Source organism: Christensenella intestinihominis (assembly GCF_001678845.1).
GTDB lineage: Bacteria > Bacillota > Clostridia > Christensenellales > Christensenellaceae > Christensenella > Christensenella intestinihominis.
Map to the genome: position 1 here is coordinate 229075 of NZ_MAIQ01000004.1, position 25837 is coordinate 254911.

Sequence of the window (25837 nt, forward strand, 5' to 3'; positions counted from 1 at the left end):
AATCATTACCCCCCTTGCTAAAATGAAAGAAATTTTACCTGTTTTGTTCTAAATTACCATTTTTTGGATAAAAATATTGATTTGCAGCGGATATCGCGCTGCAAGGTCCGTGGTTTTCTCAGGAAGGATAATAATTTGACGAGGTGGAACAATGAGTGAGCAAAGGGTTGCAATTATTACAGGCGGAACACGGGGAATGGGCAAATGCATGAGTCTCGCCCTCGCAAAAAGGGGGGATATCGTAGTTGCGGTATACCGTTCCAACGAAAAGAGCGCGGCAGAGGTAAAGGCGGAACTGCAAAAGCTTTCTCCGCAGTCGGATGTGATACAGGGGGACGTCAGCAGGAAGGCGGATGTCGACCGCATTGTGAAGGAGGTCGGCGAAAGGTTCGGCCGCATCGATATCCTGGTCAACAACGCGGGAATTTTCGATTTTGCTTTTGTGGAAGATATGACGGAGGATGATCTCGACCGTTACTTAAATATCAATTTCAAAAGCCAGTTTTTGATGACACAGGCGGTCATTCCCTACATGAAAAAGAACAAATACGGCAGGATTGTGAATGCATCCTCCATCTCCGCGACCATCGCGGACGTCGGCCTTGTCGGCTATGGATGCAGCAAGGCTGCGGTCAACATGTTTACCAAAATCATGTCCGCCGAGCTCGCCCCTTACGGCGTCACGGTAAACGCCTATGCGCCGGGCATCATCCACACGGATATGACGGACGGAATGATTCGCGAACGCGGCGACGAACAGGTAAAGCAGATCGCCCTCAAGCGTTTCGGCACGGGGGAAGAGGCGGCGGCGCTGGTTGCTTTCCTCGCATCGCCGGAGGCAGGCTATGTGACGGGTGAAATTATCGGCGTGGACGGCGGATTTTTCAAAGTCCAGAATCCTTACCGCGCCCATGAATATGCGGAAACCGGGAAGTAAAGGGCCCTGTTTTCCGGCAGGCTGATCCGAAGGCGTTCCTTTCGGGCCGGTTTGATATACGCAAAAAAAGACAGGCCCCCGCTTGTGCGGCTGCCTGCCTTTTTTATACCGTTTATGCTGCCTCAGCGCGTTACCAGGTCTATCCTGTATCCGAGGTATTTTCCCAGCGCTTCCTTCAGGATCGCGGCACAGCCGCCCTTCGTAATGCTCACATGGTGCTTGTAGCCGTTTTCACCGATGTAAGTGAGGACATCCTGGAGCCCGCCCACCTTTGCCACTCCATAGGTGCCAAAGAATTCCTTGCTGACCGGGTCGTCCGTAAAATCGCCCTCGCCCGCATAAAAGCCGAGTACGCCCTCGTCTGTTTTCGCGCTTGCGAATGTGAAATGGAACTGATCGAATTTGCCTGCGTTGACGCCGATGCAATTATCCGCGCCATAGGAATTTTCAAGAATCCGGTGCCTGCCCACCGTTCCCTTTCCGCCTGCCAGCAGCGAATTCGCAACCGGCCCGCAGTGGAATACAATGCATTTATCCGCTTCACCGCCATAGTTATTGTTCCAGTCGAGCACGCTTGCGGGCTGCTCGCTCGCAAGGGCAATCGCCCGCATGGCAACCGCATTGTTTACGTCCATCTCGCACGCCGCCGCGATTCCCCGTTCATTGAGGTCGCATACCGGGACGCAGGGGGATACCCCGAATTCCTGCTGGAACTCCGCCCAGCAGCGGAGCGCAAGCGCGTCGAGACTGTATTCTTCAATAATTTCGTCGAGCACAAGCCCGATCGCCGCGATTGTGTCCTGCTTCTCCCCGGGCACGCCGCTCATGTCCGCCATTTCCGCATAGTATGCACGGCGCTGCGCAACCCGCTCTTTTTCTTTCTGCATGCTTCGGATTTGCGCGAATACGGAAGTCAAATCCAGCGTCTCCGTATCGATCCCATATTTTTGCAGCGTCAATTCGTCAAAACGAACCGTTTTAAAAGCTGTCGTGCGCGCGCCGACGGCGCCGACCTTAAAGCTCTTCATCCCCTTTACAACACGGCACACCGCTGCGAAATCCCGAATCTGCCGGTCGAAACCCGGCGTCAGGGGGTTCATCGTATGGGGCTGGTAGGCGGTGAATGGAATTTTCATCTGGTAAAACACATCCATCATGGCAAATTTTCCGCAAAACGCGTCGCGCCGGTGCGCCGGGTCCATGCGGTCCGCCTCGTCGTCATAGGCCTGGATAAGGATTGGAACGCCGCAGTCCTTGAGGGCGACCATCGCGCCGTTTTCGTCTCCAAAGTTGGGCAGGCACATAATCACGCCGTCAAATTCGCCCGCATGCTGTTTCAAAAATTCCGCATATTTTTGGCCTTCCTTTGCCGTCTCCACCGCCCCATAGCGGGTCATGTCGGCGGGTGCGGAAATGGAACGGAACCCCGCCTTGCGGACTGCCTCTTCCATTTCCCGGCGGGCGTCGGCAATCGCTTCCGCGGGGAAAAAGCCCCTGTTCCCAAAATATAGTGCAAACGTAATCGGTTCCATTTTTTTGTCCTCTTTTCTGAAATTTAGTCAACAACAATCCAAGGCGTGGCCATTTTGCCCATTCAAAGACCTCCACGCCTTTTCCTTTTTAGTTTTCAGCGGCGCTTAGTTCAGCGCCCCTTGCAGGATGCGTTCCTGCGTAATACCGTCGGCCTTATCGATTTCATCGGAAATCGTCCCCCCGCGCATCACGTAAATACGGTCGCTCATGCCGATGAGTTCCGGCATTTCCGAGGATATCATAAGGATTGCCACGCCCTGTCCGGCGATCTCATCCATCAGCTTATAGATTTCCGCCTTGGCATTGATATCGATCCCGCGGGTCGGTTCGTCCAGGATAAGCAGCTTCGGCATTTGGGACAGCCATTTGGCAAGAACCACCTTTTGCTGGTTTCCGCCCGAAAGTGTGCTCACAAGTTGGTAAATGGAGCGGCACACAATGTTAAGCTCGCGCGCCTCGCCCTCCGCAATCTCACGTTCCCTGGGTTTTGAAATAATCCGGTTTTTGAAAAAGCGGTCGAGATAGGCAAGCGTGATGTTCTCACGGATATCCATAGGGAGCACCAGCCCGTCCAGCTTGCGGTCCTCCGAAAGATATGCGATCCCCTTTTGTACGGAAGAACGGGGATTTGGTTTTTTGATCCGTTCCCCCATATAGTAAACCTTGCCCGACGGAAAACGACGCGCGCCGAAAATCGATTGCGCGAGCTCTGTCCGTCCCGAGCCGACGAGCCCTCCCAGCCCAACGATTTCACCCTTTTTCACCGTGATATGGATGGGCTTCGTTTTCTCCGATATTTTCAGGCCCTCCACCCGCAGCACTTCTTCCTCCTGCGGGATATGCGTGCACGAATGCATCTTTTCGAGGGTCCGTCCCACCATCATGTTGACGAGCTTATCGTAATCATAGTCGGCAACGTCCATATTGCCCGAGTTTTTCCCGTCGCGCAGCACCGTGATGCGGTCGCCGATTTCAAGCAGCTCTTCAAACCGGTGGGAAATATAAATAATGCTGATTCCCTTGCCCTTCATGTCGCGGATGAGATTGAAAAGGATATCGATTTCATTCTGGGAAAGGCTTGCCGTCGGTTCGTCCATAATCAATATTTTGGAATGATAGGACATTGCCTTGGCAATCTCGACAAGCTGCTGCTGCGCCGTGGAAAGATTGCGCACAATGGTTTTGGGATTGATATTGCAGCCAATCCGCGCAAGCAGCTCCGCGCTGCGCTGGTACATCTCCTTCTTATCCATGAAAACGCTGTTTTTCATAATTTCGTTGCCGAGGAACATATTATGCGCCACGTCAATATTCTGGCACAGGTTCAGCTCCTGGTGGATAAAACCGATACCGGCCGCTTTGGCCTCCATCGGGTTTTTGAATCCGGTTTTCTGGCCTTCCAGCACCATCTCGCCTTCGTCCGGCGGAATGATGCCCCCGAGTATTTTCATCAGGGTGGATTTCCCCGCGCCGTTTTCCCCCATCAGCACATGGACCTCCCCGTGCCGCAGGTTGAAATCAATATTGTCCAATATTTTTACGTTGGTATTTTTCAGCGCGATTCCTTCGCTGTCAAAGATATATTTGGTAATCCCGCGCATTTCCAAAATCGTTTCACTCAAAGCCTTCACTTCCTTTCATCGAACGCACGCCGCCTCAAAGCTTCTTATTCTTGACGCATTCAAAGATCAGCGCCAGTAATATTACGATCCCCATGACTGCCTGGTAAAGAAAATATTGCACGCCCGTAAGATTGATACAGTTTTCGATCACTTTGATGATGAATACGCCGAAAATGCTGCCTACGACGGTTCCTTTCCCGCCAAACAGGCTCGCGCCGCCTACGATGGCCGCCGTCACAATCTGGAAGGTATAATCCCCGCCGCCCATATCCGGCTGCGCGCAATTGACGCGGATCGTGAGGAGCACGCCCGCGAGCGCGGACAGCAGGCCGCAGATTGCATAGGCGCTGACGTGTATTTTCGATGCCGGAATGCCGCTCACAAAGCTGGCGCGCTGGTTATAGCCAAAGGCCGCGAGCGCCCGCCCATAGGTGGAACGCTGGAGCACGATATAGAAGATCACCGCCACCGCCACCGCGATCAGAACCGTGGTGTTAAGGTCGCCGACCGGCGTGGTCCCGATTGCCAGGAAATCCTCGGGCAGCTTGTTGATCGTTTCTCCCTTGCTGATAATCTGTGCCGCTCCAAGCAGGATATAGCCCGTCCCCAGCGTCGTAATAAACGCGGGAACCTTGACCTTGTCCACGAGGAGTCCGTTGCCAAAGCCAATGGCGAGGCCGACGGCAAGCGCCGCGATCACGCCCAGCGGAACCGGGACGCCCAGCGTTTTAATCAGGAGCCCGGCCACTACCGACGTAAATCCGATGTTATATCCAAGCGAGAGGTCGATCCCGCCCGTCATGAGCACCATCGTCATCCCGATGCAGGCAATAATCGGGATCGCCGCCTGCTTGACGATGTTGAGCATGTTTTCCACGGAAGCAAAGTTCCTGATAAAGATCAGCGCGAACACAAAGATGATAATGAAAATTACGATCGCGCCGTTATTTTTGACAAAACCGCGAAGCCATCCCCCCGCAGGTTTTGCTTGTTTCAAAGTTTTTTCACTGCTCATGGTTGCCCTCCTTTCAAAATCGGTAACTGTCAGAATGTTTTGCTTTCCTTGATCTTTTTATTTTTATTCCACACACTGATTGCTACCACAACAATGATAATTGCACCGATAATGATATTCTGGTAAAACGGATGCATCCCGAGCATATTCAGAGCATTCCTTACCAATCCGATCACCAGGGCCCCTACGAGCGCCAGATAAATTTTTCCTTCGCCGCCCATCATGCTGACTCCGCCGATTACGCATGCCGCAATTGTATCGAGCAGGTACGGCTCCCCCTGGATCGGGTGTACCGTATCGAGCTGTGCGCTCAGCAGGATGCCGCCGCATGCCGCGCAAAAACCGGAAATTCCATAAACGATAATCTTGATTTTATTTGTGTTGATTCCTTCCTGCCTTACAACCGTTTCATTTCCCCCAAGTGCGTAAATCTGGCTTCCCATTTTTGTTTTGGCCATGAACAAAGAGCCCACAATAACGAATGCAGCCATAATGTAATTGGAAACCGGCACGCCCAGGAACGTTCCGTTCCCGATAAATCCATAGCTGTCCGGAAAGCCGCCGATGGAGCCGCCGTTGCTCAAGACGAGCGCCAGCCCGGCCGCCACCTGCCCCACCACAAGCGTTGTGATGAAGGGGGGCACGCCGATTTTCGCCACCATAAAACCGTTAAATAATCCGAAAGCGAGGCCCACCGCCATACCCGCAAGCATACATAAAACAATGTTGTTTCCGGCCAGCATGAGTATGCCGCACACCATTGCCCCAAATGAAACGATGCCGCCCACGGAAAGGTCGATGCCGAGGATAATGATTACCATCGTGACCCCAACCGCGCAAATCGCAACAACGGAGCTTTGCCTGACGACGTTGAGCAGGTTATCCAGCGTATAAAAATAGGGGATAAAGGAACCGGCAATAATCAGCGCCACAATTGCCGCGCCGATCCATATTATGTTTTTATGCTGTTTGATCCGTTCCATCGGTATCCTCCTTCTTCTCTGACAAATGCCCTGCGGGGGCCGGGGCCCCCGCAAAGCCTTCCATGTTCCGGTATTGCTTAGAACGCGCTTTCCTTTGCTTCGTCAAGGTTATCCTGCGTATAAGCCGCCGTGCCGGAATCGATATATTTTTCTACGGAATCGGGATCGATGGAACCGTCAATTACACCGAGGAGCGTTTCAACCGCTTTTCCGCCCATAATCTGCGGGAACTGCGCCATCGTTCCTGTTACGTCGCCGGCTTCAATCATCTCAACCGCTTTTTTCGACCCGTCGACGGACATAATCTTTACATCCGTCTTGCCCGCATTCTGCAGGGCCTGCAGGATACCGTCCAGCATACCGTCGGAGGCCGTGAAGATTGCCTGCACGTCGCTGTTTGCCTGGAGCATATTCTCCGTTACCTGCATCGCCTTATCATTTTTCCAGTCGCCCGCCTGTTCGCCGGCCACTACGATATCCGTCCCTTCGAGTCCCTGTTTGAACCCGTCGACACGCTGGTCTCCCGCGGAAGAGCCGTTCGCTCCGCGCACGATCAGTACGTTGCCTTTATTGCCGAGCCATTCCGCAACCTTCTTGCCCGCTTCCTTGCCTGCGTTGGTGTTGTCCGTTCCAATATATGTCACATAGAGGTCCTCATGCCCGTCTTCAATGGTCTGGTCGACGAGAACGACCGGGATGCCTGCAGCCTTCGCCTTTTCAAGCGCCGGAATGACCGCGTTAGCGTCCATGGGGCTTACGATCAGCGCATCCACCTTCTTTGCAATCAGGTCCTCAATCTGCTTTACCTGGTTGGCAACGTTGGTCTGGTCGCCCGCCGTAACAAGCTCGAAAGTATTTCCCGAATCCTCGACAGCTTTCTGGATCGAATCCGCAATTGCCTTCTGGAAATCGTCGTTTGTGATCGTCTTCAGGCTGAACGCAATCGTTTTTCCGCCTTCGGAAGAGGGAGCCTTGCTTTCAGCCGCGCCGCCGTCATCAGCCGCGGGCGCCGTGCTTTCCGAGGTTTCAGGCGCGGTAGACGCCGCAGGAGCGGTTGTTCCGCAGCCCGTCAATAAAACCGAAACCGCCATCAGCAGCACCAATGCGACAGTGACCATTTTCAATCCCATCTTTTTCATTATTTTTCCTCCTTAAGAATGTTGATATAGTATTCTCCGGAATAATTCATCCCGAAAACAAAGAGTCAAATTAGCCTTAAATTTTTAAATTCGCTGCGTTTAAAATTTTTTGTAAGTTTCAATCTGGATTTGCTGTGAATATTATCGATAATATTACATGTGTTTTTACATTATCGATAATGTAATCTTATCATCCGTTATTCTGTTTGTCAATACTTTTCTTTGAATGTTTTTTTAGATATTTTCGCTATATTTACAAAAAATTGAACAAATGATAGAATAAAAGAAAATTGCCGGTTTATCTCCGCGGCGGGCAGGTCTTGTGAAACCAGGATGTTTTCAAAGAAAAACTGTGAATTTTTCACAAAGTACCAACGCGGAGCGGCAGGCGCTTGTTTCTCGTGGAAAGGATGACGTATGTCTGGACGTTCCAAAAACAAAACAACTTTAAAGGATATCGCCCTTGCGACCGGTTTTACCGTCAATACCGTTTCCCACGCCTTAAACGACAAACCGGATATTTCCGAGGGAACCAAACTCCTGATCCGCCGCAAAGCGGACGAGCTTGGGTATGTCCGAAACACCGTCGCAAGCTCGATGCGCACCGGATACACCAAAACCCTCGCCGTCATCATGAGCGATATTTCCAATCCTTTTTTTGGAATCATGGTGAAGCTGATCGAGAATTATGCCCGCAAATATGATTATAACACCATCATTATCAATACGGATGAAGACGCGACCTTGGAGATGTACGCAATTAATTCCGCGCTGGAAAAAAAGGTGGATGGAATTATTTTATGTCCCTCCCAGAAAACGCACGAACCAATCGACTTTTTAAAGAACAGCGGCTGCCCTTTTGTTTTGTTGGGGCGGCATTTTTCGGACCCTGATGTGGATTTTGTTTCGTCGGACGACGTTACGGGCGCTTTCCTCGCGACCGAATATTTCATCGGGCAGGGCTGCCGCCGCATCCTGCATCTCGGCGGTCCTTCTTATATTTCAAGCTCAACCGAACGTCTCGCCGGTTATAAGCAGGCGCTCCGCAAGCACGGCATTCCATACAGCGGCAAGCTGGTGCGCCGCGTCCCGGTTACGGGCGGGCGCTGCACCTCGGTTTTCAAAAAACTGTCCCAGGAAAAAATTTCTTACGACGCAATCCTTGCCTTCAGCGACCTCGTGGCCCTCGAGGTGCTGGCAATCCTGCAGAAAACCGGGCAGGAAGCCAACGTGCCCATCATCGGCTATGATAACATTTTATCCAACATGCAGCTTCCCTACCCGCTTTCTTCCATAGGATATGACAAAAGCGAGCTGGCGGAGCAGCTGGTCTCCATCCTGCTCCATAAAATCCGCAACGATACCGCGCCGAAAACGATGCAGATATTTTTGCCTACGCATCTGGTGCTCCGCTGATCGATCGTATAAATACAAAAGGCCGTTCCGCGAGGGACCGGCCTTTTTTTGATGTATCCTGACGGGCTTATGCACCGTCAAGGCTGCGCATTTCATTGAACGGGAAAATCACCGCCATGGCGTGGCCTACGATCTGGTCGTGGCGGATTGGCCCCACCATGCGGCTGTCCATGGAATTTGCGCGGTTATCGCCCATAACGAACACCGTATCCTCAGGTACGGTTACGGGGCCCATATCCGCGTATGGCTCCGCCTTATTGGTATAGTCCTCGCTGAGCGCTTCGCCGTTGATATACACCGTACTGTCACGGACTTCCACCGTGTCTCCGGGCAGGCCGATGGCGCGCTTCACATAATTGTTGTTCGTTCCGTCCGAATAGTGCACGATAATGATATCCCCACGCTCCGGAAGCCCCGCATACCGGCTGACCTTCTCAACCGCAAGCCTCTCGTCCGTATGCAGAGTGGGCTGCATGGACGGCCCGTCCACTAATATAATTTCAAACAAAAACGCCCGTACCAGGAATGCCACGGCAACCGCGATCCCGATGGCAAGCACCCATCCCCATATATTTTTTGTCTTTTCCTGACGTTTTTTGGTCACTCGCGACTCACGCGACTCATTCTCTGCCATGGCACCGTTTGCTTTCTTTACATATTTTTTCTTATGTCGATTATAACATAGATTTCAGGACTTCGCCGTGAATAATTTGTAAAAACCGCCGGAAGCGCCTGCTTCCGGCGGTTTAATGTTTAAATCCCTGCCGCTTATTCTACGGTCACGCTCTTTGCCAGGTTCCTCGGCTTATCCACATCACAGCCCTTTTGCACAGACATATAATATGCAAAAATCTGCATCGGGATAATCGAGGTGATGGTCGCTTCAAAATCGATTGCATCGGGCACGGTAACAATTTTATCCGCCACGTCTTTGACCAAATCCCGGTATTTTTCCTGGGTCACCACCATCACAACCGCCCCGCGCGACGTAACCTCTTTTACATTGCTCAGGCATTTCTCGATCAGGTCGCCCTGCGTCAGCACCGCGACGACAAGCGTTCCTTTTTCCACAAGCGCGATGGTGCCGTGCTTAAGCTCCCCGCCCGCATACGCTTCGGAATGGATATAGCTGATTTCCTTTAATTTCAGCGAGCCCTCCATGGCCATCGCATAATCAAGACCGCGTCCGATATAGAACACACTGTGCTCCGTAAAATGCTCGTACGCGAACTTTTGCAGCAGCTCCTTGTTTTCGATCACCTTTTGCGCATTTTCCGGAACCTTTTGAAGCTCCGCAACGTATGCATGGTATTCGTCCTCCGTGATCCCGCCCTTCGCATACGCAAGCTTCAGGGCAAACATATAAAGCGCCATGAGCTGCGTGGTATACGCCTTGGTGGATGCAACCGCAATTTCAAGCCCCGCGCGCGTATACAGCACCTTATCCGCCTCGCGCGCGATGGTGGACCCGACGACGTTTGCAACCGCAAGCACGAACGCGCCCCGGCTTTTGGCTTCCCGCAGGGCCGCGATGGTATCCGCCGTTTCACCCGACTGGCTGACGACAATCACGAAATTATCCTTGTCCATAATGGGATTCTTATACCGGAACTCCGAAGCGATTTCCACCTCCACCGGTACGCGCGCCAGGCGCTCGATGATATATTTTCCCACATACGACGCATGGTATGCGGTGCCGCATGCGATAATCGTTATTTTTTTGATACCGGCAAGCATGGCGTCGTCGATCCCGATTTCATCAAAATTGATCTCGCCGTCTTTGACGCGCGGGTTGAGCGTATCCGCAAGCGCCTGCGGCTGTTCTTCAATTTCCTTGAGCATGAAATGCGGATATCCCGCTTTTTCCGCCTGCGAAACATCCCATTCAACGGTAAACACATCACGCTCGATCGGGTTCAGCACCTCGTCATAAAGGCTGACCTCATCCTTCTTTATAACGGCAATTTCGCCGTTGTTCAGGAAATATACGTCGCGCGTATACTCGAGAAGGGCGGGAATATCCGACGCGATCAGGTTTTCGTTTTTACCGACGCCGACTACGAGCGGGCTGTCTTTGCGGACAGCGACAATTTCGTCCGGGAAACGTTCGCACACAGCACCGAGCGCATAACTTCCCTTAAGCTTGGAGATTGCCTGCGAAACAGCCTCCTTGAGGTCGTCCTTCAGGTAATAGGCAATCAGGTGGGCAATGATCTCCGTGTCCGTATCCGAAATAAACGAAATCCCTTTTCTTGTAAGCCACTCACGAAGCTGCAGGTAATTTTCAATGATGCCGTTGTGCACAATGGCAAGATCGCCGGCCTCATTGACATGGGGATGCGCGTTCTTTTGGTTGGGCTCGCCGTGCGTCGCCCAGCGCGTGTGGCCGATGCCTATGGTATGCTCCGCACACTTGCCCGCGACCATTTTTTCAAGCCCCGCAAGCTTGCCTTTTTCCTTATAGACGGTCATTTTCCCGTTATCAAGATACGCGATTCCCGCGCTGTCGTATCCGCGGTATTCAAGCTTCTGCAAGCCGCCGATCAAAACCGGGATAACATTTCTGTCTCCTATATATCCAACAATTCCGCACATAATAACCTCCCCTGTTTTCACTGGTTAAAATCAATACATCGTTTATTATATCCCATTTCCTTTTAAAAATAAATAAAAATCCGTCATTCATACCGCCCGCCGGCGGTGTGCGCCATAAAAAAGAAGCGCTGCAGCGCGCTTCTTCCCTTTGCCGTATTTTGTTAGTTCAGACGCTTTTCAATCAGCTTGGCCATTGCCACGGCCTGCTTGGTAATCGCCTCTTTATCCTTGCCCTCTATCATTACGCGCACCATGGGCTCCGTGCCCGAGGTGCGGATCAGCACCCTGCCTTCGCCATGGAAGTCCTGTTCCAGCTTCTTAATCGCCGCAAGGATTTCCTCGTCTTTATCATAATCGTGCTTTTTTTCGTCGCTGACATAGGCGTTTACGAGCACCTGCGGATAGGTGCTGACCGGCCGCGCAAGCCGTGCAAGCGGCTTATCCTGCCGTTTCATCACGGACATCAGCTGCACGCCCGAAAGAATTCCGTCCCCCGTGGTGTTATGGTCGAGGAAAATTATGTGGCCCGATTGTTCGCCGCCGAAATTGTAGCCGCTCGCCAGCATTTCCTCGAGCACATAGCGGTCTCCCACATCCGTCCGGACAAGGCCGATCCCGTTTTCCTTCAGGGTCGTTTCCATCCCCATATTGCTCATCACGGTTGCAACCACCGTATCCTTGTTGAGGGCGCCGCGCTTTTTCATATCGATTGCGCAGATTGCCATTACCTTGTCGCCGTCCACAATGCCGCCGTGCTCGTCCACAGCGATCAGCCGGTCCGCATCGCCGTCAAAGGCAAGGCCCACGTCCGCCCCAAGCTCGGACACCAGGCGGCAGAGCTGGTCCGGATGGGTGGAACCGCAATTCTCATTGATATTCGTGCCGTCCGGCATATTATAATAGGGAATTACTTCCGCGCCGAGAAGCTTGAAAATCCACGGCGCGACCTCGCTCGCCGCGCCGTTGGCGCAATCAAGGACCACCTTCATTCCATCAAGGCGCACATCCGTCGTTTCCACCACAAAATCCATATAATCCTGCGCCGCTTTTTTCAGGCGCACCCGCCGTCCGATTTTCTTGCCCGTAGGCTGCGGTACGGGTTCCGACTCATTCATGATAATATTTTCAATGCGGTCCTCAATCTCATCCGCCAGCTTGTAACCGCTTGAATTGAAAAATTTGATTCCGTTATACTCCACCGTATTATGCGACGCGGAGATAACAACCCCCGCATCATAGCCCGAATGCCGGGTCAGGTATGCGATTGCCGAGGTCGGCAGCGTGCACGCCACCACCGCTTCCGCGCCCGCCGAGCAAATACCCGCCACAAGGGCGGATTCCAGCATGTCCCCCGAGCCGCGCGTGTCTTTTCCTATCAATATCCTTGCGTTGTGGAGCTCGTTTGTCAGGCAGTATGCGCCTGCCCGGCCGAGATCGTATGCCAGTTTGGACGTAAGCTTTTCATTTGCAATGCCGCGCACTCCGTCCGTTCCAAATAACCGTGCCATAATATACCCCTTTGTTTAAAACTTAATACTCTATTGCTCCTGCGCCTGTGCCGCCTGCAGCACACAGTCGATTCCAAGGCTGTTGTCCGCCGCAACCGCGCCGTCCGCAACCGCCGTAACAATCTGCCGCAGCCGTTTCGTGCGGATATCGCCCGCGCAGGAAACCCCCGGAAGGTTTGTCTTGCAGGATTCGTCCGCCTTGATAAAGCCCGCCTCGTCGGTTTCGACCTGGCCCTTCACCAAATCCGTTTTTGGCGTCTGCCCGACCGCAATAAACACGCCCGCCACCGGGAGGTCTTTTGTCTTCCCGGTTTTCACATCCTTAACCGTTACGCTCTCCACCGTATTTTCCCCATTCACCGATTCCGGCGTATGGGAAAGGACAAACTCGATGTTCGGCACTGCCGCCGCCGCATCCACCATACCCTTCATGGCACGGAACTGGTCCCGCCTGTGGATGATGTAAACTTTATTGCAGAATTTTGCAAGATAAAGCGCATCCTCCACGGCCGTATTCCCGCCGCCGATCACGGCAACGTCCCGCCCGCGGAAAAAGGCTCCGTCGCAGGTCGCGCAATAAGAAACCCCCGCGCCCAGGAGCGCATCCTCGCCCTTTACGCCAAGCTGTTTGGGCGACGCGCCCATCGCAAGGATGACCGCTTTCGCCTGGTAGGTATTTTTGGACGTAGTAATTTTTTTGACCGGTTCTTCCAGTTCAAATTTCGTAATTTCTTCCGTAACGATTTCCGCGCCCAGGTTCTGCGCCTGCAGCTTCATGCTGTGCGCAAGCGCCGCACCCGTGACTTCATTTTCAAATCCCGGATAATTGTCGATAATATGGCTGATTGCCATTTGGCCGCCCGCAAACGCCCGTTCCAGCACGAGTGTTTTGAGTCCGCCGCGGCACGCATAAATCGCAGCCGTAAGACCCGCGGGCCCCGCTCCCGCGATGATAACATCATACATCATAGGAAAACCTCTTTTACTTGTGATATCTTACCAATAATACCATAGATACCGCTTAAACACAAAACTTCAGCTTTTTTTACTTTTGAAAAACCGCCCGTCCAGTTTGCGGGCAAGAAATGCCGCAAATTCTCCTGCATCCACTCCCGTAAGCTGGCCTCTTGGAATCAGGAAAGCCTCCGTCTCGCTGATAAACAGATAGAATGCCTTTTGCGTTTCATAACCGCTTATAATTTTTTCATACGGAAATTCGGCGAGGGATTCCCGGTCTTCCTCCGTAATGTCCTCGCGCACCTCCATCTGCGTATCCGTAAAGGTGTATTTCTGCGGCGTTTCCACCGCCTCCTGCACCAGCTTATACTGGCGTTTCGGCTGCGACCTTGTCGCGGTAACAAGCGCGGAAATAAGCGCCGCGGCAATCCCAATCAGCAGGATCAGCGGGATCGGCCCAAGGACGCCGTCCAATAGCACGGCATTACATATACACAGCACGGCGAGCGCTGCGACAATCACAAGAAGGATTGTCATATATTTTACAAAGCCGCTCCGTCCCCCGTTTGCGCCTCGTTTTTCAAAAAGGGTAAACATCCAGTAGTCCCGGAACACCTCGAAATTTGTTTTTGTCGTGAACTTGAATTCTTCCATGAACGCACCTCCGTCCTTCCCCATTTTACAACAATTCATAGAAAAAAACTATGGATGCGTCCTATAAAACAATTGGCTCCACGTGAAATACGAAATTCCGCCTACTTCTTCCGCTTTAAAGCAAGCCGGTATTCCGTCGGCGATTGCTTTTCAATGCTCCGAAATGCCCTGCAAAAATATTTCGGATCATTATATCCAACCTGGTAGCAAAGTTCCTTAATCTGAACCGACGGATCATTTTTCATAATGTTTTTTGCATTCTCAATGCGCAGTGCGGTTAAGTAACGCACAAACGTCATTCCTATTTCTGCTTTGAATATTTTCGTAAAATAAAAAGGGCTGAGTCCAACATGATCCGCCACATCGCACATGGAAATATTATTTTTATAATTTTCCCGGATATATTCGATTGCTTTTTTAATGCTTTTATTTGCCGTTTCTTTGTCCGTCTGCTCTGCAATGTGGCAAAGGGCTTCCACCTCCTGCAAACATCGGTTCATCAGTTCAACCGGATCGGTAAACAAATCGAAGGAGCTATTTGTATCCTCTTCCGCTTCCACGGACATTCGAAAACGAATCAGGGCGGCGACAAATTTTTGGATTTCCCCTGCAAGCTTTTTTTGGGAACCCTGGGCAATCCGGGCGAGCGCTTCAAACAGCTGTACCGTTTTTTCACGTGCGGCCTGGGGTCTTCCTTGCTTAATCTCCTGAAAAACCACGTCTTCGAGTTTGAACGGATAATCCGTCTTTTTTTCCGTTAGCGAGGAGTTCCATGTTTTACAGAATACAATCCCTTCGTTTCCATTGGAATCTTCCAACCCTGCCGCAACCGTCAGGTAAGATTCGCGCAATTCTCCAAGTGAGGTGGAATAGGGAGCAACGCTCAAAAAAATATGTTCGCACTGTGCCGCCTGCATAAGGTTTTTAGCACATTCGTGCAGCCAAAATTCCCGGTCTTCCATCAGAATATCTTCAAACAGGAACACAATCATCTTTCCATTCTGCAAAGAACTTGAAACCCCACTGCAATGATTTTTAACATACCGCCTGATCCGCTGCGCGGCACGCTGTTCCGCTTCATCCCCTCCGTCGGCCATCCGTATTCCAAAGCATCCGCCGCATTCCGTCCCGATTCCGAGAAGGCGCAAATATCCGTAATCATAAATCCGTTTGGTGTTGCCGATAAACAGCGTATAGATAAGTTCTTTTTCAAGCTCCGGCATCAGTTTTGAAACAGTATCTTTTAAATTCAACGCTTCTTCACGCTCGTCCTGCCGCTGCATGATCTGTCCAATAGCTTTTTGCAGAGAGCGTACAAGGTCATCGATCTTGATCGGTTTCAAAAAATAATCCTGTACACCCAATTTAAGCGCTGCCACCACCGTATCAAAGTCATCAAAGGCTGTAATTACAATAAAGATCATTTCCGGATAACGGCGCTTCAGTTCCTGAATGGTATCAATCCCATTGAGGCCGGGCATACGAATATCCATACATACAATATCCGGCTGTAGGGTTCCCGCTTTCTCTACCGCTTCCCGTCCTGATTTGGCCTGTAGTATTTCTATTTTTTCCAGCAGATGCTTTCTGATGATAGTAGCAATTGCTTCCCGTGCAATCGGTTCATCGTCTGCAATCAAAATTTTAAACATATTCGTCTCCCCTGTCAATTGTCCGATGTTCCTGTTTCGGAAGCAAAAATGTAATCTTGGTTCCCACCCCTTGAGCGCTTTCAATGCGAATGATATCATATTCGCCGTAATAAAGCCGGAGGCGTTCCACTACATTACGTACGCCGATCCCCGTGGTATGACCTTTTTTTCCAAGCTCTCCCATTAGTTCGTTACACGTTTGCGCGTCCATTCCCACCCCGTTATCAGTGATTTCAATACAGGCTTTTTCGTCCGTTTCAAAGATACGGATCAGGATAATCCCGGCATTTTCACTATCTTCCAACCCATGTATGATGGCATTTTCCACAAACGGCTGGATCGTAAGCCGTGGAATTTCAAAGTGGCGAAGATACGGATTTTCAATATTGATCTGGTAATTCAGGCGTTCACGGTATCTTGCTTTCTGGATATAAAAATATCTCTTCACATTTTCAATTTCCATTCCGATCGTAGACTGCTGGTCCAGACTGATTAGATTATACCGCATCATATCGGAAACCGTTATAAGCAGCGTATAAGTATCGTTTGCATCTTCAAGCATAGCGGTCTGTGCGATGCAGCTCAATGTATTATAAAGAAAGTGGGGATTAATTTGTGACTGGAGGGCCAGCATATTGGTCTGGTCAAGCAGGTTTTTGATTTTCAGGTTCTCCATCTCTTTGTTTTTGAGCTCTCTTTCGATCTTGGATTTATACTTGAGTTCCTGAATATAAGTTTCGATACGCACAAGCATGGAATTGAAACCACCTGCAAGTATCCCAATTTCATCGTTTGCCTCCACCCGAACGGGTGTCAGATCGTCCTTTTCCATAAACACCTGGGACACATGATCTGTTAGTTGCTCCAGCGGATAGACAAGTGATTTTGAGAAACGGAATGCAGTCAATACGGTGATGCCCGCAAGCGCAATCAGGAAAACCACTACCATAAACTGCAACCGTTCAGCACCCGTAACAAGCTCGTTATAAATTCCTTCGCTCAGCGCGGCGTGAACAAGTATCAACGCACTGATGCTTTCTTTCATCTGTTTTACAATGGTTTTCCCGATCTCATAGTGGACACGCGTTTCGTATGGATTGCGCCCCCGGCTGGCACGGATCGCGCTATCCATTTCCGTGTTAAAGGAAAGCAACTGGGAATTGATATTTTTATAAATGATTTGCTCCTCTTCAGTATAGAAAACAATGGACATCGAATTGATGAGCTGGTAGAGTTCGTCATATTTGGAATTGAACCGATTCAGCGAATCCGTCGTCTTGAGCGTCAGGTATTCTTCAAAATCATCAAGCATTTCGTCCACTGTGCTATTTACGTTGCTGATTGCCACAATGTCATGCATAAGTATCCGGTATTCATCCGACAGTCGGCTCATTTTTGCGTATGCAATAAACGTAAACGCCAGTAATCCAATAATAAGGGTTAGGGAAAAGGCAATGATTTTGGACCCGATGCTGTGGCATTTGCGTTTCATGGTTCCAACTCCGGGGCTTTCCTGACCAGGTAATCCGTATAGATGTTCCGCGGCATTCGTTCTTTCCGATCCTGTTGCCGACAGAGCTGCAAAACAGCCTCGTATCCTATTTCATAGGGCAAAGGATCAAGTGAAAAACGAATAATTCCCTTTCCGATATACCGTTCCACATCCGCTCCGATTCCGGCGCCTGCAATCGCAATTTCCGGCACACGGTTCAGGTCCACAACGCCACGCGTAATTCCCGTGAGAATCGTTTCATCCGTTCCGATAAAGCAATCAATATCCGGATGCGCAAGAATGCTTTTTTGTGCCTGATCCATTGCATCGAGCACGTTGGACGAGACATAAATCGTCTCCAGCACATTGATCTCCGACCGTTCTTTAAGCGCCTTCAGCATTCCCTCATAACGCAGGTTCCCCAATTCTTTTTCCACTGCATTGATCATAACGACAATGTTATAAGAATCTTTTCCTCTTGTATCGAGGGTCTGTATGATCTCTTCTCCCTGCTTTTCGTTATCCGGTCCAACATAGGATATTCCGTCAATATTGCATTCGTTGTTCACGCACAAAACCACACAATCGCTGGTGGTCAGCAATTCCCGCTCATATGTATCCACGCTGCGGCCCGTGTAGATAATTCCGTCCACCCGTTCAAATATCCCCTTGGAAAGAAGGCCCTCGTCGCCGCTGTCAAGGGCAGAATTCATGCCTGCAACCTCAATTAAAACATCATTTTCCTCCGCCGCAGCCTTTGCTCCGGCAACAAATTCACTGGAAAAATACTCGGCTGGCTGTCCTGTGTCAATCAAAAAATGATAACGGTAATCTGTAACCGTTTTTGCCGCTCCCACATCAAGCTCCAGTGGAAGCAGGCTCAAAAACAAGATGAATATAAAAATGACCACAGCAATCAGCACCATATATACACCCTGTTTTCCAAGCAGCTTCTTCATGCACTACATTCCTTCATACCTTGAAATAAATTCTTCCTGTACATCCAAGGGTAAGTCCACAAAATGTGCGCTTACCCCCCACATTCTGATAATGAGGTCCTTATATTTTTCCGGTGTTTCCTGCGCCGCATACAGATCGGCTATGTTGACCACATTCGGCTGGTGCTGTACGCCGCCGAGCCGAAAATAGGATTTTAGCAGGTCTACGAAAGTCTCCGCTCCATGCTCGCCTTCCATAGCGGAGCCTACATATTGGAGCATCACGCAATTGTTCCACTGGTAAAGCGTGCTGTCGATCTTTGCCGCTGATTTCAGAGCGGCCGTAGGCCCACGCTGAAGCGTTCCGTTTTCAGGCGACAACGTAACCGGAATCGGTGTTCCCGCATGCCGCCCCTCAGGCGTAGCCGGAATGAGTCTTCCCGCAAAAACGGGATGCGGCTGATGGATGCCCGCAAGATGCCTTCCCCCGCCAGGTGTCCGGTATTTGAGGATTTCCCGGCAGGCAAATTCCAAAATATCCTTGGCCTCAAAATCAGCATAGTCGTCATCATTGCACCATTTAGGCGCGTTCCACAGCCACTGCCGCAGCTCCTCCGCACCCTCATAGTTTGTATCGCATGCAGCCTTTACCTCTATAAGCGTTGCACGACGGTCATCAAAAACCACTTTTTTAAGAGCGACAAGCGAATTGACCGCAACAACCGGGCTTAATACCATGAAGCCCTTATCCGCACGTTCACATCCGCAGCGTGTAATATCCGTTCCTTTTTCCATGCATCCGTGATAAAGCGCTGACGTAACAGGGAGTGGCGACATTAGGGACTGGATATATTTCTCCTTTTTTTCCTCTCCTTCATTGCGCGCGGCCTGTGCGACATCCATTCCCTGTGCCGGGGTGTCAGGATCGAACCTGCCTTTCCTGACCCCCTCGAAGAATAAGGTGTCGTCTCCATCCTGAAAAGCGCGTACCGCTTCCTCCCATGCGTTATATTTTTCAATATTTCCTTTGATCTCGGCGGCAATTGCCTGTTTAAACATCTCCTTCAGTTCATGGAAGGACCTGGCATCGGGATGCTTGCGGATGACATCCAGAAGCACAATCGTCAGGTTTACTCCACCGCTGCAATAATGGTCGCCGCGACCCGGGATCAGAACATCCTGGCAAAGCCCAAAACCGTAATCCCTCGCGTCCTCAGGCGGAATGCCTACGCCCTCCATGCTGGCGACATATAGATCGTCATTATAATATGCCATGCAGTTCATACCGTTTACCGTGAGTTCAGCCGCTCTTCTAAAAAGCCATTCCGGCGCGTTTTTGTGGGTGCGGACAGAAATAAGCGGCTCCGGGAGCCGTGTTTTTTTCAGTGCCGTAAGAAGCATACGCGTCACTTCGTTGCATCCGTCCGCTCCATCCCGCCTGAGCCCCCCGATTGTAATGTTATGCTGTGCGGAATATTTACCCATCAGATTTTTATCCAACAATATCAAATCTGCCTGATCATACATTTTAAGAAGCAGGCATTCCAGTAATTGCTGTTCTTCACTATGCCGTCCGGCATCATAATATTCAAATAATATTTGGTCGATTCTTCCGAAATTGATGAACTGAAAATTCTCGATCAAAGAAGCAAGGTAACCAAACCAAAAAAGTTGGCATGCTTCCGCAAAATTTCCAGCTGGCCGAATACTGATATTTTGACATATTTCCCCAATAGTTTCAAGTTCCGCTCTCCTTTCAGCGTCTCCGCAGGCTGCGGCCTGTTCTTTTGCAAAATCCGCATACCGCTCAACCATGCGTGAAAATCCTTTATACGCTATGATAACCGATTTATAAAATTTAATGTTTTCATTCTTTTGTTCGCTTTCCAGTCGTTCCTCCGCTTCCTTTATGATTCCGCCAATTCCCTTTTTGAGCAGGAGCCCAAAATCTGGCGCATAGTGCGCCTGAGACACCGCTTCCTGATCCATTCCAAAATACTTCCGATCTTCCTTGTTTACATAATGCGGCAGCGCATTATAATCAAAAAGCGATTTACCACCGCCTTCTTCTCCGGGATCGCCGTAAATCGTCCGTGTGCCCACAATCAGTTCTTCTTCCCCGATATAGAGAGGCATGCGTTCCATGATCATCGCAACGGCGCTCGCCTTTCGTTCAGGCAGACTTAGGGGATAATCCGAAACATCCCAATCCGGCATTGCAATCCGTGCCTGTTTATGTAAGCTTTCAAGTGTGCGTTCTCGTAATCTCTGTGTTCTTGTACTCATTTTTGCTACCTCATTTTTCATTCAAAGTGCCTGAATTCCCTTTTCACGAAACAACTCGCGGTATTTCTCCAATTCTTCGCGGCCGGGCGCCTTAAAAGGCTCCGGCGGTTCATATCCGATCTGGCAATATTTACTTATCCCGATTTTATGGTAAGGAAACACTTCCACACATTTTATCCCAAGCGCTTCAATATCCTGTGCAATAAGTTCAAGTTCCCTGTCGTTTACGTCTTTTATGACGGGAATCCGAATCCGTATTTCGGCACCAGCCTGTTTGAGACGCCTCAAATTTGTACGGATCATTTCATTTCCCTTCCCGGTATATTCTTTATGCCGTTTGCTGTCAAACAGCTTATAATCGTATAAAAACAAATCTGTGAATCCAATTACCTGCTGGAAATTTTCCCACGGGGCCATGCCGGATGTTTCCACCGCAGTATGGTATCTCTTTTCTTTCAGAAGTCCCAGTGCTTCTCTTAAAAATTCCGGTTGCAGCATTGGCTCCCCTCCTGAAAAAGTAATGCCGCCTTCTGTTCCAAAAAAAGCGTTTTCTTTTTCTGCTTCCGCACATACTTCGGCGGCCGACATCAGCATTCCAACCAATTTCAACGCTTGTGGCGGACATTCCGCTACACATTTTCCGCAGGCGCGGCAACGCTCGAAATAAATACGCCGAACACCATCTTCCTCCGCATGCACGCCATACGGGCATATTAATGTGCATTGATTACAGCCGATGCAGGCTTCCTCATGAAACAGAAGCTGGCGTTCCGGGCGCAGCCCTTCCGGGTTATGGCACCACCTGCATCGCAACCGACATCCTTTTAAAAAAATATTCACGCGAATTCCAGGTCCATCATGAACGCTGAATCGTTGGATATCGAATATCATTCCTTTCATTGCAGGTCCCTCAACTTATAAAATTTGTCTTTCAGTGCGGGATAAAGTTCGCGATAGATGGAATATCCCTTGCGGTAGAGCGCGACGCTGCTTTCATTGCATTTGATTTTCTGGAAGGAAATGTCCATGATACCGATTGTGGAGGGGATATCCCTGTATATCCCCATTCCAACCCCGGCAAGCAGCGCCGCACCCAGTGCGGACGCATTGCCGCTGTGACTTACCGACAGTTCACGGCCGAAAACATCCGCGGCAATTTGCGCCCACAGCGCACTTCTCGCACCGCCGCCCGATAGGCGAATCTCGCCTGTCAGGCCGCTCAATTCCTCTACCGCGTCGAGACATTCTTTTAGGCTGTAACAAACTCCTTCCATTACGCTGCGAACCATATGGGCACGGGTGTGCTTCGCGGAAAGGCCAATAAATGCGCCCCGTGCATAGGGGTCCATATGCGGGCTGCGCTCGCCCATCAAGTAGGGAAGGAAAATAAGTCCTTCCGAAAGTGCAGGAACTGATCTTGCAAGGATAGAGCTTGTCTGGAAACGCTTCGGCGACATATCCTCAAATATGGTTTCCGTGAGCCACTTCATGGACAGCGCCGCCCCTTGTGTGACTCCAAGCGCTTCCCACGCGCCGGCCATCGCATGGCATTTTGTATGGATTCGGCACTTTTCATCGGATACTGGGTGGTCCAAAAACGCCAGCACCACTCCTGACGACCCTAAGGAAACATAGGCCTTCCCCCGGGAGACGATTCCATTTCCTACAGCTGCCGCAGCCGTATCGCCAGCGCCGGCAACAACGGGCGTACCTTCAGGAATTCCACATTTTCGGGCGGCATCCCCGGTAACTGTTCCTGCAAACTGTACGGAATCCATAACTGGCGGTAAAATGTTTGTCCCGATCCCAAACTGTTCGCACAATTCTTCCGACCAGCAATTTTTCACAATATCGAAGAGCTGCGTCCCCGTAGCATCTGTTTGCTCCGTTCCCAATCGCCCTGTCAGGCAATAGCGGATATAGTCTTTTGCCATCAGCACCGTCGCCGTTTTTTTAAAGAGCTCTGTATTATGCTCTTTCATCCATAGCAGCTTTGATGCGGAGAACCCCGTATTAGGTAGACTGCCCGTAATGGCGGCAACCGTTTCCGTTCCTGCACATCGCGCCATTTTTTCCGCTTCTTTTCCACTGCGCTGGTCGCACCACAGGATTGCATCACACAATACGCTGCCCGCACCGTCGAGCAGGACAATGCTGTGCATCTGTCCCGTGACGCCTATCGCCGCAATATGTTTCGCGCCGACCAACCCCGCCGCTTCTTTCAGGCATAGGCACGCCGCTTCCCACCACTGCCGGGGTGATTGCTGCGCCCAACCCGGTTCCCGGCTGATGAGTGGATATGAATATTCCTTTGTTTCCCGATAATCCGTCCCATCCGCGCGAAGCAGGGCCGCCTTAGTTCCCGAAGTTCCTATATCAAGTCCAAGAAGATAATCAGTCATTACTGTACTTTCTTTTTGCTCGCAATGTCAATCCAGACCGCTACAATAAGAATCAGTCCTTTTACGATATATTGCCAGAAGTTTTCTGTATTCATCAGGCTCATGCCATTATCGAGGCTTGCCATAACAAGTGCCCCAATGACCGCTCCCGGAATTGATCCGACGCCGCCCATCAAGCTTGCGCCGCCAATTACACATGCTGCAATCGCATCCATTTCGGCCATCATTCCGGCATTTGCCGTCGCTGCATTCAGCCTCGCTGTCAGGACGATGCCCGCAAGGGCCGCCAGCATTCCCATGACGATATACATCACAAATATTATTTTCTTATCCTTAATACCGGATAACTGCGCGGCCTCCGCATTGCAGCCAATGGCGTAGATTGATCTTCCATAGCGTGTTCTTCCCGCAATAAATGTCATCAGTATGGCAAGTACAAGCACGATAACAACGGGAATCGGAACACCCTGATATTGGTTCATGATGATCGTGAATACTGCCACGAACGCAACAATCGCGGCCGCCTTCAAAATCGTAACTTTCATCGAAGGCGCTTCAATTCCATATTTAATTTTAGAAGCACGCCCTTTAAACGTCATGAAAATTGCCATAACGCCAAGAATCATTGCCAGCCCCCATCCGGCGATCGGTGGAAGATATCCCTGCCCGATTGCGATGAAGCTTTCCTGTAGCGGCGCAATCGATACGCTTTTGGTAAGTCCGAGGAGCATCCCTCGAAAAATCATATAGCCTCCCAGAGTTACAATGAAAGCCGGCACCTGGCGGTAGGCAATCCAAAAACCATGCCACATACCGATTGCCGCGCCTACGGCAAGCGTAATCAACACTGCCCATACGGTATCGACTTCCCCCCACACCTGCAGGCAGGCGGCAACTCCTCCGCAAAAACCCATGATTGAGCCAACCGACAGGTCGATATTTCCGCTGATAATAACAAACACCATTCCAATACTCAGAATTGCCGTAATGCTTGTCTGCCTCACCAACATGGAAAGGTTTCTCGGAATAAAGAAAATCCCTTCTGTTGTAAATCCGAAAATCACCCAAATGCTGATAAGCGCGATGATCATAGTATAGGCGCGAATATTGCCCTTAAAGTTTCCAAAAAATGATTTCTTTTGTTTCGCAAGCTCCATCATTGCTTTTCTCCTCCCGTTGCAAGGTGCATAATTTTTTCCTGATTTGCCTCATCGTGCGAAAGCTCTCCTGTAATTTTTCCTTCGTGCATCACAATAATACGGTCGCTCATACCCAGCACCTCCGGAAGTTCCGAGGAAATCATAATGATTGCAACGCCTCTTTTGGCAAGGTCCATCATAATGTTATAGATTTCATATTTTGCGCCCACATCGATTCCGCGGGTCGGTTCATCGAGAAACAGTACGTCCGGTTCTGTCATCAGCCATTTAGCAAGCACCACCTTCTGCTGGTTGCCGCCCGACAGACTTTTTACATCCGCCTGAAGTGACGGTGTTTTAATCTTGAGCTCTTCTTCATATTTCTTTGCGAGATAGATTTGCTCGTTTTCATCAATGACCCCATGCCGGCTGATTTTAGGCAAACTTGCCGCCACGATATTTTTTACAACGCTCTGGTCGAGGAACAAGCCCAAACGTTTCCTGTCTTCCGATACCATCCCCAACCCCTTCCTGATTGCATCGGAAGGTGAATCGATGTGCGTTTCCTTTCCCCGAAGCCTGACATTTCCCGTTTTCTTTCCTTTTAAAAAACCAAACAGGGAAAGCGCAAGCTCTGTCCGTCCAGAGCCCATCAACCCCGAAATCCCGACGATCTCTCCTTTTCGTACGCTGAAGCTAATATCGTCAAGCATTTTTTTGTCCCTATCGTCCTCTTTCATCACGTTGTAATTTTCTACTTCAAAAACAGTTTCCCCAAGTTCACGCGTCTTGTATGGGAAGCGGTCAGACAGTTCCCGGCCAACCATCTGCCTGATGAGGAATGCCTCGTCAAGCCCTGCGGTTTGATAGGTTCCAACTGTTTTCCCGTCACGCAGCACGGTGACATTGTCCGATATATTCAACACTTCGTCGAGCTTATGGGAAATATAGATGCAGGTAACGCCTTTTTCCTTCAGTCCCCTTAAAAATTCCATCAGGATATCCACTTCGCTTTCCGTAAGCGAAGCCGTTGGCTCGTCTAAAACAAGAATATCCGCTTTTTTGGCCAGCGCCTTTGCAATCTCGATAAGCTGTTGTATCCCGACGCCAAATTCGCGCACCTTTCTCGTCGGATCGATGTTCATTTTCAATTCCTGGCAAATTTGCTTGGTGTGGTAATAAACTGACGGGAAATCAATCAGCCCGTTTTTCATATGCCATGCATTCAAAAATACATTTTCACCCGCGTCCATTTCACTTACAAGGGCGAGTTCCTGATAAATAATAGCGATTCCTGCCTGTTCTGATTCCCGGACATTATGGAACTCGCATTCCTTTTCATTAAGGATAATTTTCCCTTCGTAGCTTCCGCACGGCCAAACACCGCTTAGCACCTTCATCAGGGTCGACTTCCCCGCTCCATTTTCCCCGCACAGCGCATGGATTTCCCCCCGCTTGATGGTGAAATTAACGTCTGACAGGGCCTTGATGCCGGAAAAACTTTTTGTGATATCCCGCATTTCGAGTATGTTGTCTGACATAGCCTTTTTCTCCTTCATAATCCGGGTG

Annotated in this window: 20 protein-coding genes; 2 read left to right on the top strand and 18 right to left on the bottom strand. The window is 50.3% G+C overall.

Annotated features, from left to right (window positions below; all coding sequences use genetic code 11):
• Positions 1-151: 151 nt before the first annotated feature.
• Positions 152-937 carry an SDR family NAD(P)-dependent oxidoreductase gene (locus BBD38_RS07510; RefSeq protein WP_066686354.1) on the top strand — a complete coding sequence of 262 codons (786 nt, stop codon included), beginning with the start codon at positions 152-154 and terminating at the stop codon, positions 935-937.
• A 122-nt stretch (positions 938-1059) separates the two neighbouring features.
• Here BBD38_RS07510 and BBD38_RS07515 read toward each other — a convergent pair whose 3' ends face one another.
• The 5 genes from BBD38_RS07515 to BBD38_RS07535 form a co-directional block, all read right to left on the bottom strand.
• Positions 1060-2469 carry an L-fucose/L-arabinose isomerase family protein gene (locus BBD38_RS07515; protein WP_066686355.1) on the bottom strand — a complete coding sequence of 470 codons (1410 nt, stop codon included), beginning with the start codon at positions 2467-2469 and terminating at the stop codon, positions 1060-1062.
• 105 nt (positions 2470-2574) lie between these two features.
• Positions 2575-4092: a sugar ABC transporter ATP-binding protein gene (locus BBD38_RS07520; RefSeq protein WP_082989556.1), complete on the bottom strand. Its 1518-nt coding sequence runs from the start codon at positions 4090-4092 to the stop codon at positions 2575-2577.
• A gap of 34 nt (positions 4093-4126) precedes the next feature.
• The gene (locus BBD38_RS07525) at positions 4127-5107 is read right to left on the bottom strand and encodes an ABC transporter permease (protein WP_066686357.1); all 981 of its coding nucleotides are present in this window, start codon (positions 5105-5107) and stop codon (positions 4127-4129) included.
• Between the two features lie 29 nt (positions 5108-5136).
• Positions 5137-6090 carry an ABC transporter permease gene (locus tag BBD38_RS07530; protein WP_066686359.1) on the bottom strand — a complete coding sequence of 318 codons (954 nt, stop codon included), beginning with the start codon at positions 6088-6090 and terminating at the stop codon, positions 5137-5139.
• Positions 6091-6167: 77 nt separating this feature from the next.
• Positions 6168-7229, bottom strand: a complete 1062-nt coding sequence (locus tag BBD38_RS07535) for a sugar ABC transporter substrate-binding protein (RefSeq protein ID WP_066686362.1) — start codon at positions 7227-7229, stop codon at positions 6168-6170.
• 417 nt (positions 7230-7646) lie between these two features.
• Between BBD38_RS07535 and BBD38_RS07540 the strand changes: the two genes are divergently transcribed.
• The gene (locus BBD38_RS07540) at positions 7647-8645 is read left to right on the top strand and encodes a LacI family DNA-binding transcriptional regulator (protein WP_066686364.1); all 999 of its coding nucleotides are present in this window, start codon (positions 7647-7649) and stop codon (positions 8643-8645) included.
• Between the two features lie 67 nt (positions 8646-8712).
• Here the strand turns inward: BBD38_RS07540 and lepB are convergent, their stop codons facing one another.
• From lepB to BBD38_RS07605, 13 genes are all read right to left on the bottom strand, one after another.
• On the bottom strand, positions 8713-9279 hold the full coding sequence (gene lepB, locus BBD38_RS07545; RefSeq protein WP_066686366.1) for a signal peptidase I: 567 nt from the start codon (positions 9277-9279) through the stop codon (positions 8713-8715).
• 134 nt (positions 9280-9413) lie between these two features.
• Positions 9414-11240 carry a glutamine--fructose-6-phosphate transaminase (isomerizing) gene (glmS, locus tag BBD38_RS07550; protein WP_066686368.1) on the bottom strand — a complete coding sequence of 609 codons (1827 nt, stop codon included), beginning with the start codon at positions 11238-11240 and terminating at the stop codon, positions 9414-9416.
• 161 nt (positions 11241-11401) lie between these two features.
• Positions 11402-12748, bottom strand: coding sequence for a phosphoglucosamine mutase (gene glmM, locus BBD38_RS07555; protein ID WP_066686369.1), 1347 nt, complete (start codon positions 12746-12748; stop codon positions 11402-11404).
• 30 nt (positions 12749-12778) lie between these two features.
• Complete coding sequence (gene trxB, locus BBD38_RS07560; protein WP_066686509.1) at positions 12779-13714, bottom strand: thioredoxin-disulfide reductase; 936 nt, start codon at positions 13712-13714, stop codon at positions 12779-12781.
• A 69-nt stretch (positions 13715-13783) separates the two neighbouring features.
• A complete protein-coding gene (locus BBD38_RS07565; protein WP_066686371.1) occupies positions 13784-14359 on the bottom strand; it encodes a YcxB family protein in 576 nt (191 codons plus the stop codon).
• 101 nt (positions 14360-14460) lie between these two features.
• Positions 14461-16011 (bottom strand): response regulator transcription factor, encoded by a 1551-nt coding sequence (locus tag BBD38_RS07570; protein WP_066686373.1) that lies wholly within the window; start codon positions 16009-16011, stop codon positions 14461-14463.
• Positions 16004-17503 (bottom strand): sensor histidine kinase, encoded by a 1500-nt coding sequence (locus BBD38_RS07575; RefSeq protein ID WP_066686375.1) that lies wholly within the window; start codon positions 17501-17503, stop codon positions 16004-16006. Before BBD38_RS07575 ends, BBD38_RS07570 begins: the two co-directional genes overlap by 8 nt.
• Complete coding sequence (locus BBD38_RS07580) at positions 17500-18462, bottom strand: sugar ABC transporter substrate-binding protein (RefSeq protein ID WP_066686377.1); 963 nt, start codon at positions 18460-18462, stop codon at positions 17500-17502. Before BBD38_RS07580 ends, BBD38_RS07575 begins: the two co-directional genes overlap by 4 nt.
• A 3-nt stretch (positions 18463-18465) precedes the next feature.
• A complete protein-coding gene (locus tag BBD38_RS07585) occupies positions 18466-20727 on the bottom strand; it encodes a pyruvate formate lyase family protein (RefSeq protein WP_172807792.1) in 2262 nt (753 codons plus the stop codon).
• A gap of 21 nt (positions 20728-20748) precedes the next feature.
• Positions 20749-21627: a glycyl-radical enzyme activating protein gene (locus tag BBD38_RS07590; RefSeq protein ID WP_066686381.1), complete on the bottom strand. Its 879-nt coding sequence runs from the start codon at positions 21625-21627 to the stop codon at positions 20749-20751.
• Positions 21624-23129 (bottom strand): xylulokinase, encoded by a 1506-nt coding sequence (gene xylB / locus BBD38_RS07595; protein WP_066686383.1) that lies wholly within the window; start codon positions 23127-23129, stop codon positions 21624-21626. Before xylB ends, BBD38_RS07590 begins: the two co-directional genes overlap by 4 nt.
• Positions 23129-24289: a sugar ABC transporter permease gene (locus BBD38_RS07600; RefSeq protein ID WP_066686385.1), complete on the bottom strand. Its 1161-nt coding sequence runs from the start codon at positions 24287-24289 to the stop codon at positions 23129-23131. The genes xylB and BBD38_RS07600 overlap by 1 nt, the downstream gene beginning before the upstream one ends.
• Positions 24286-25809: a xylose ABC transporter ATP-binding protein gene (locus tag BBD38_RS07605; RefSeq protein WP_066686386.1), complete on the bottom strand. Its 1524-nt coding sequence runs from the start codon at positions 25807-25809 to the stop codon at positions 24286-24288. Before BBD38_RS07605 ends, BBD38_RS07600 begins: the two co-directional genes overlap by 4 nt.
• Positions 25810-25837 lie beyond the last annotated feature (28 nt).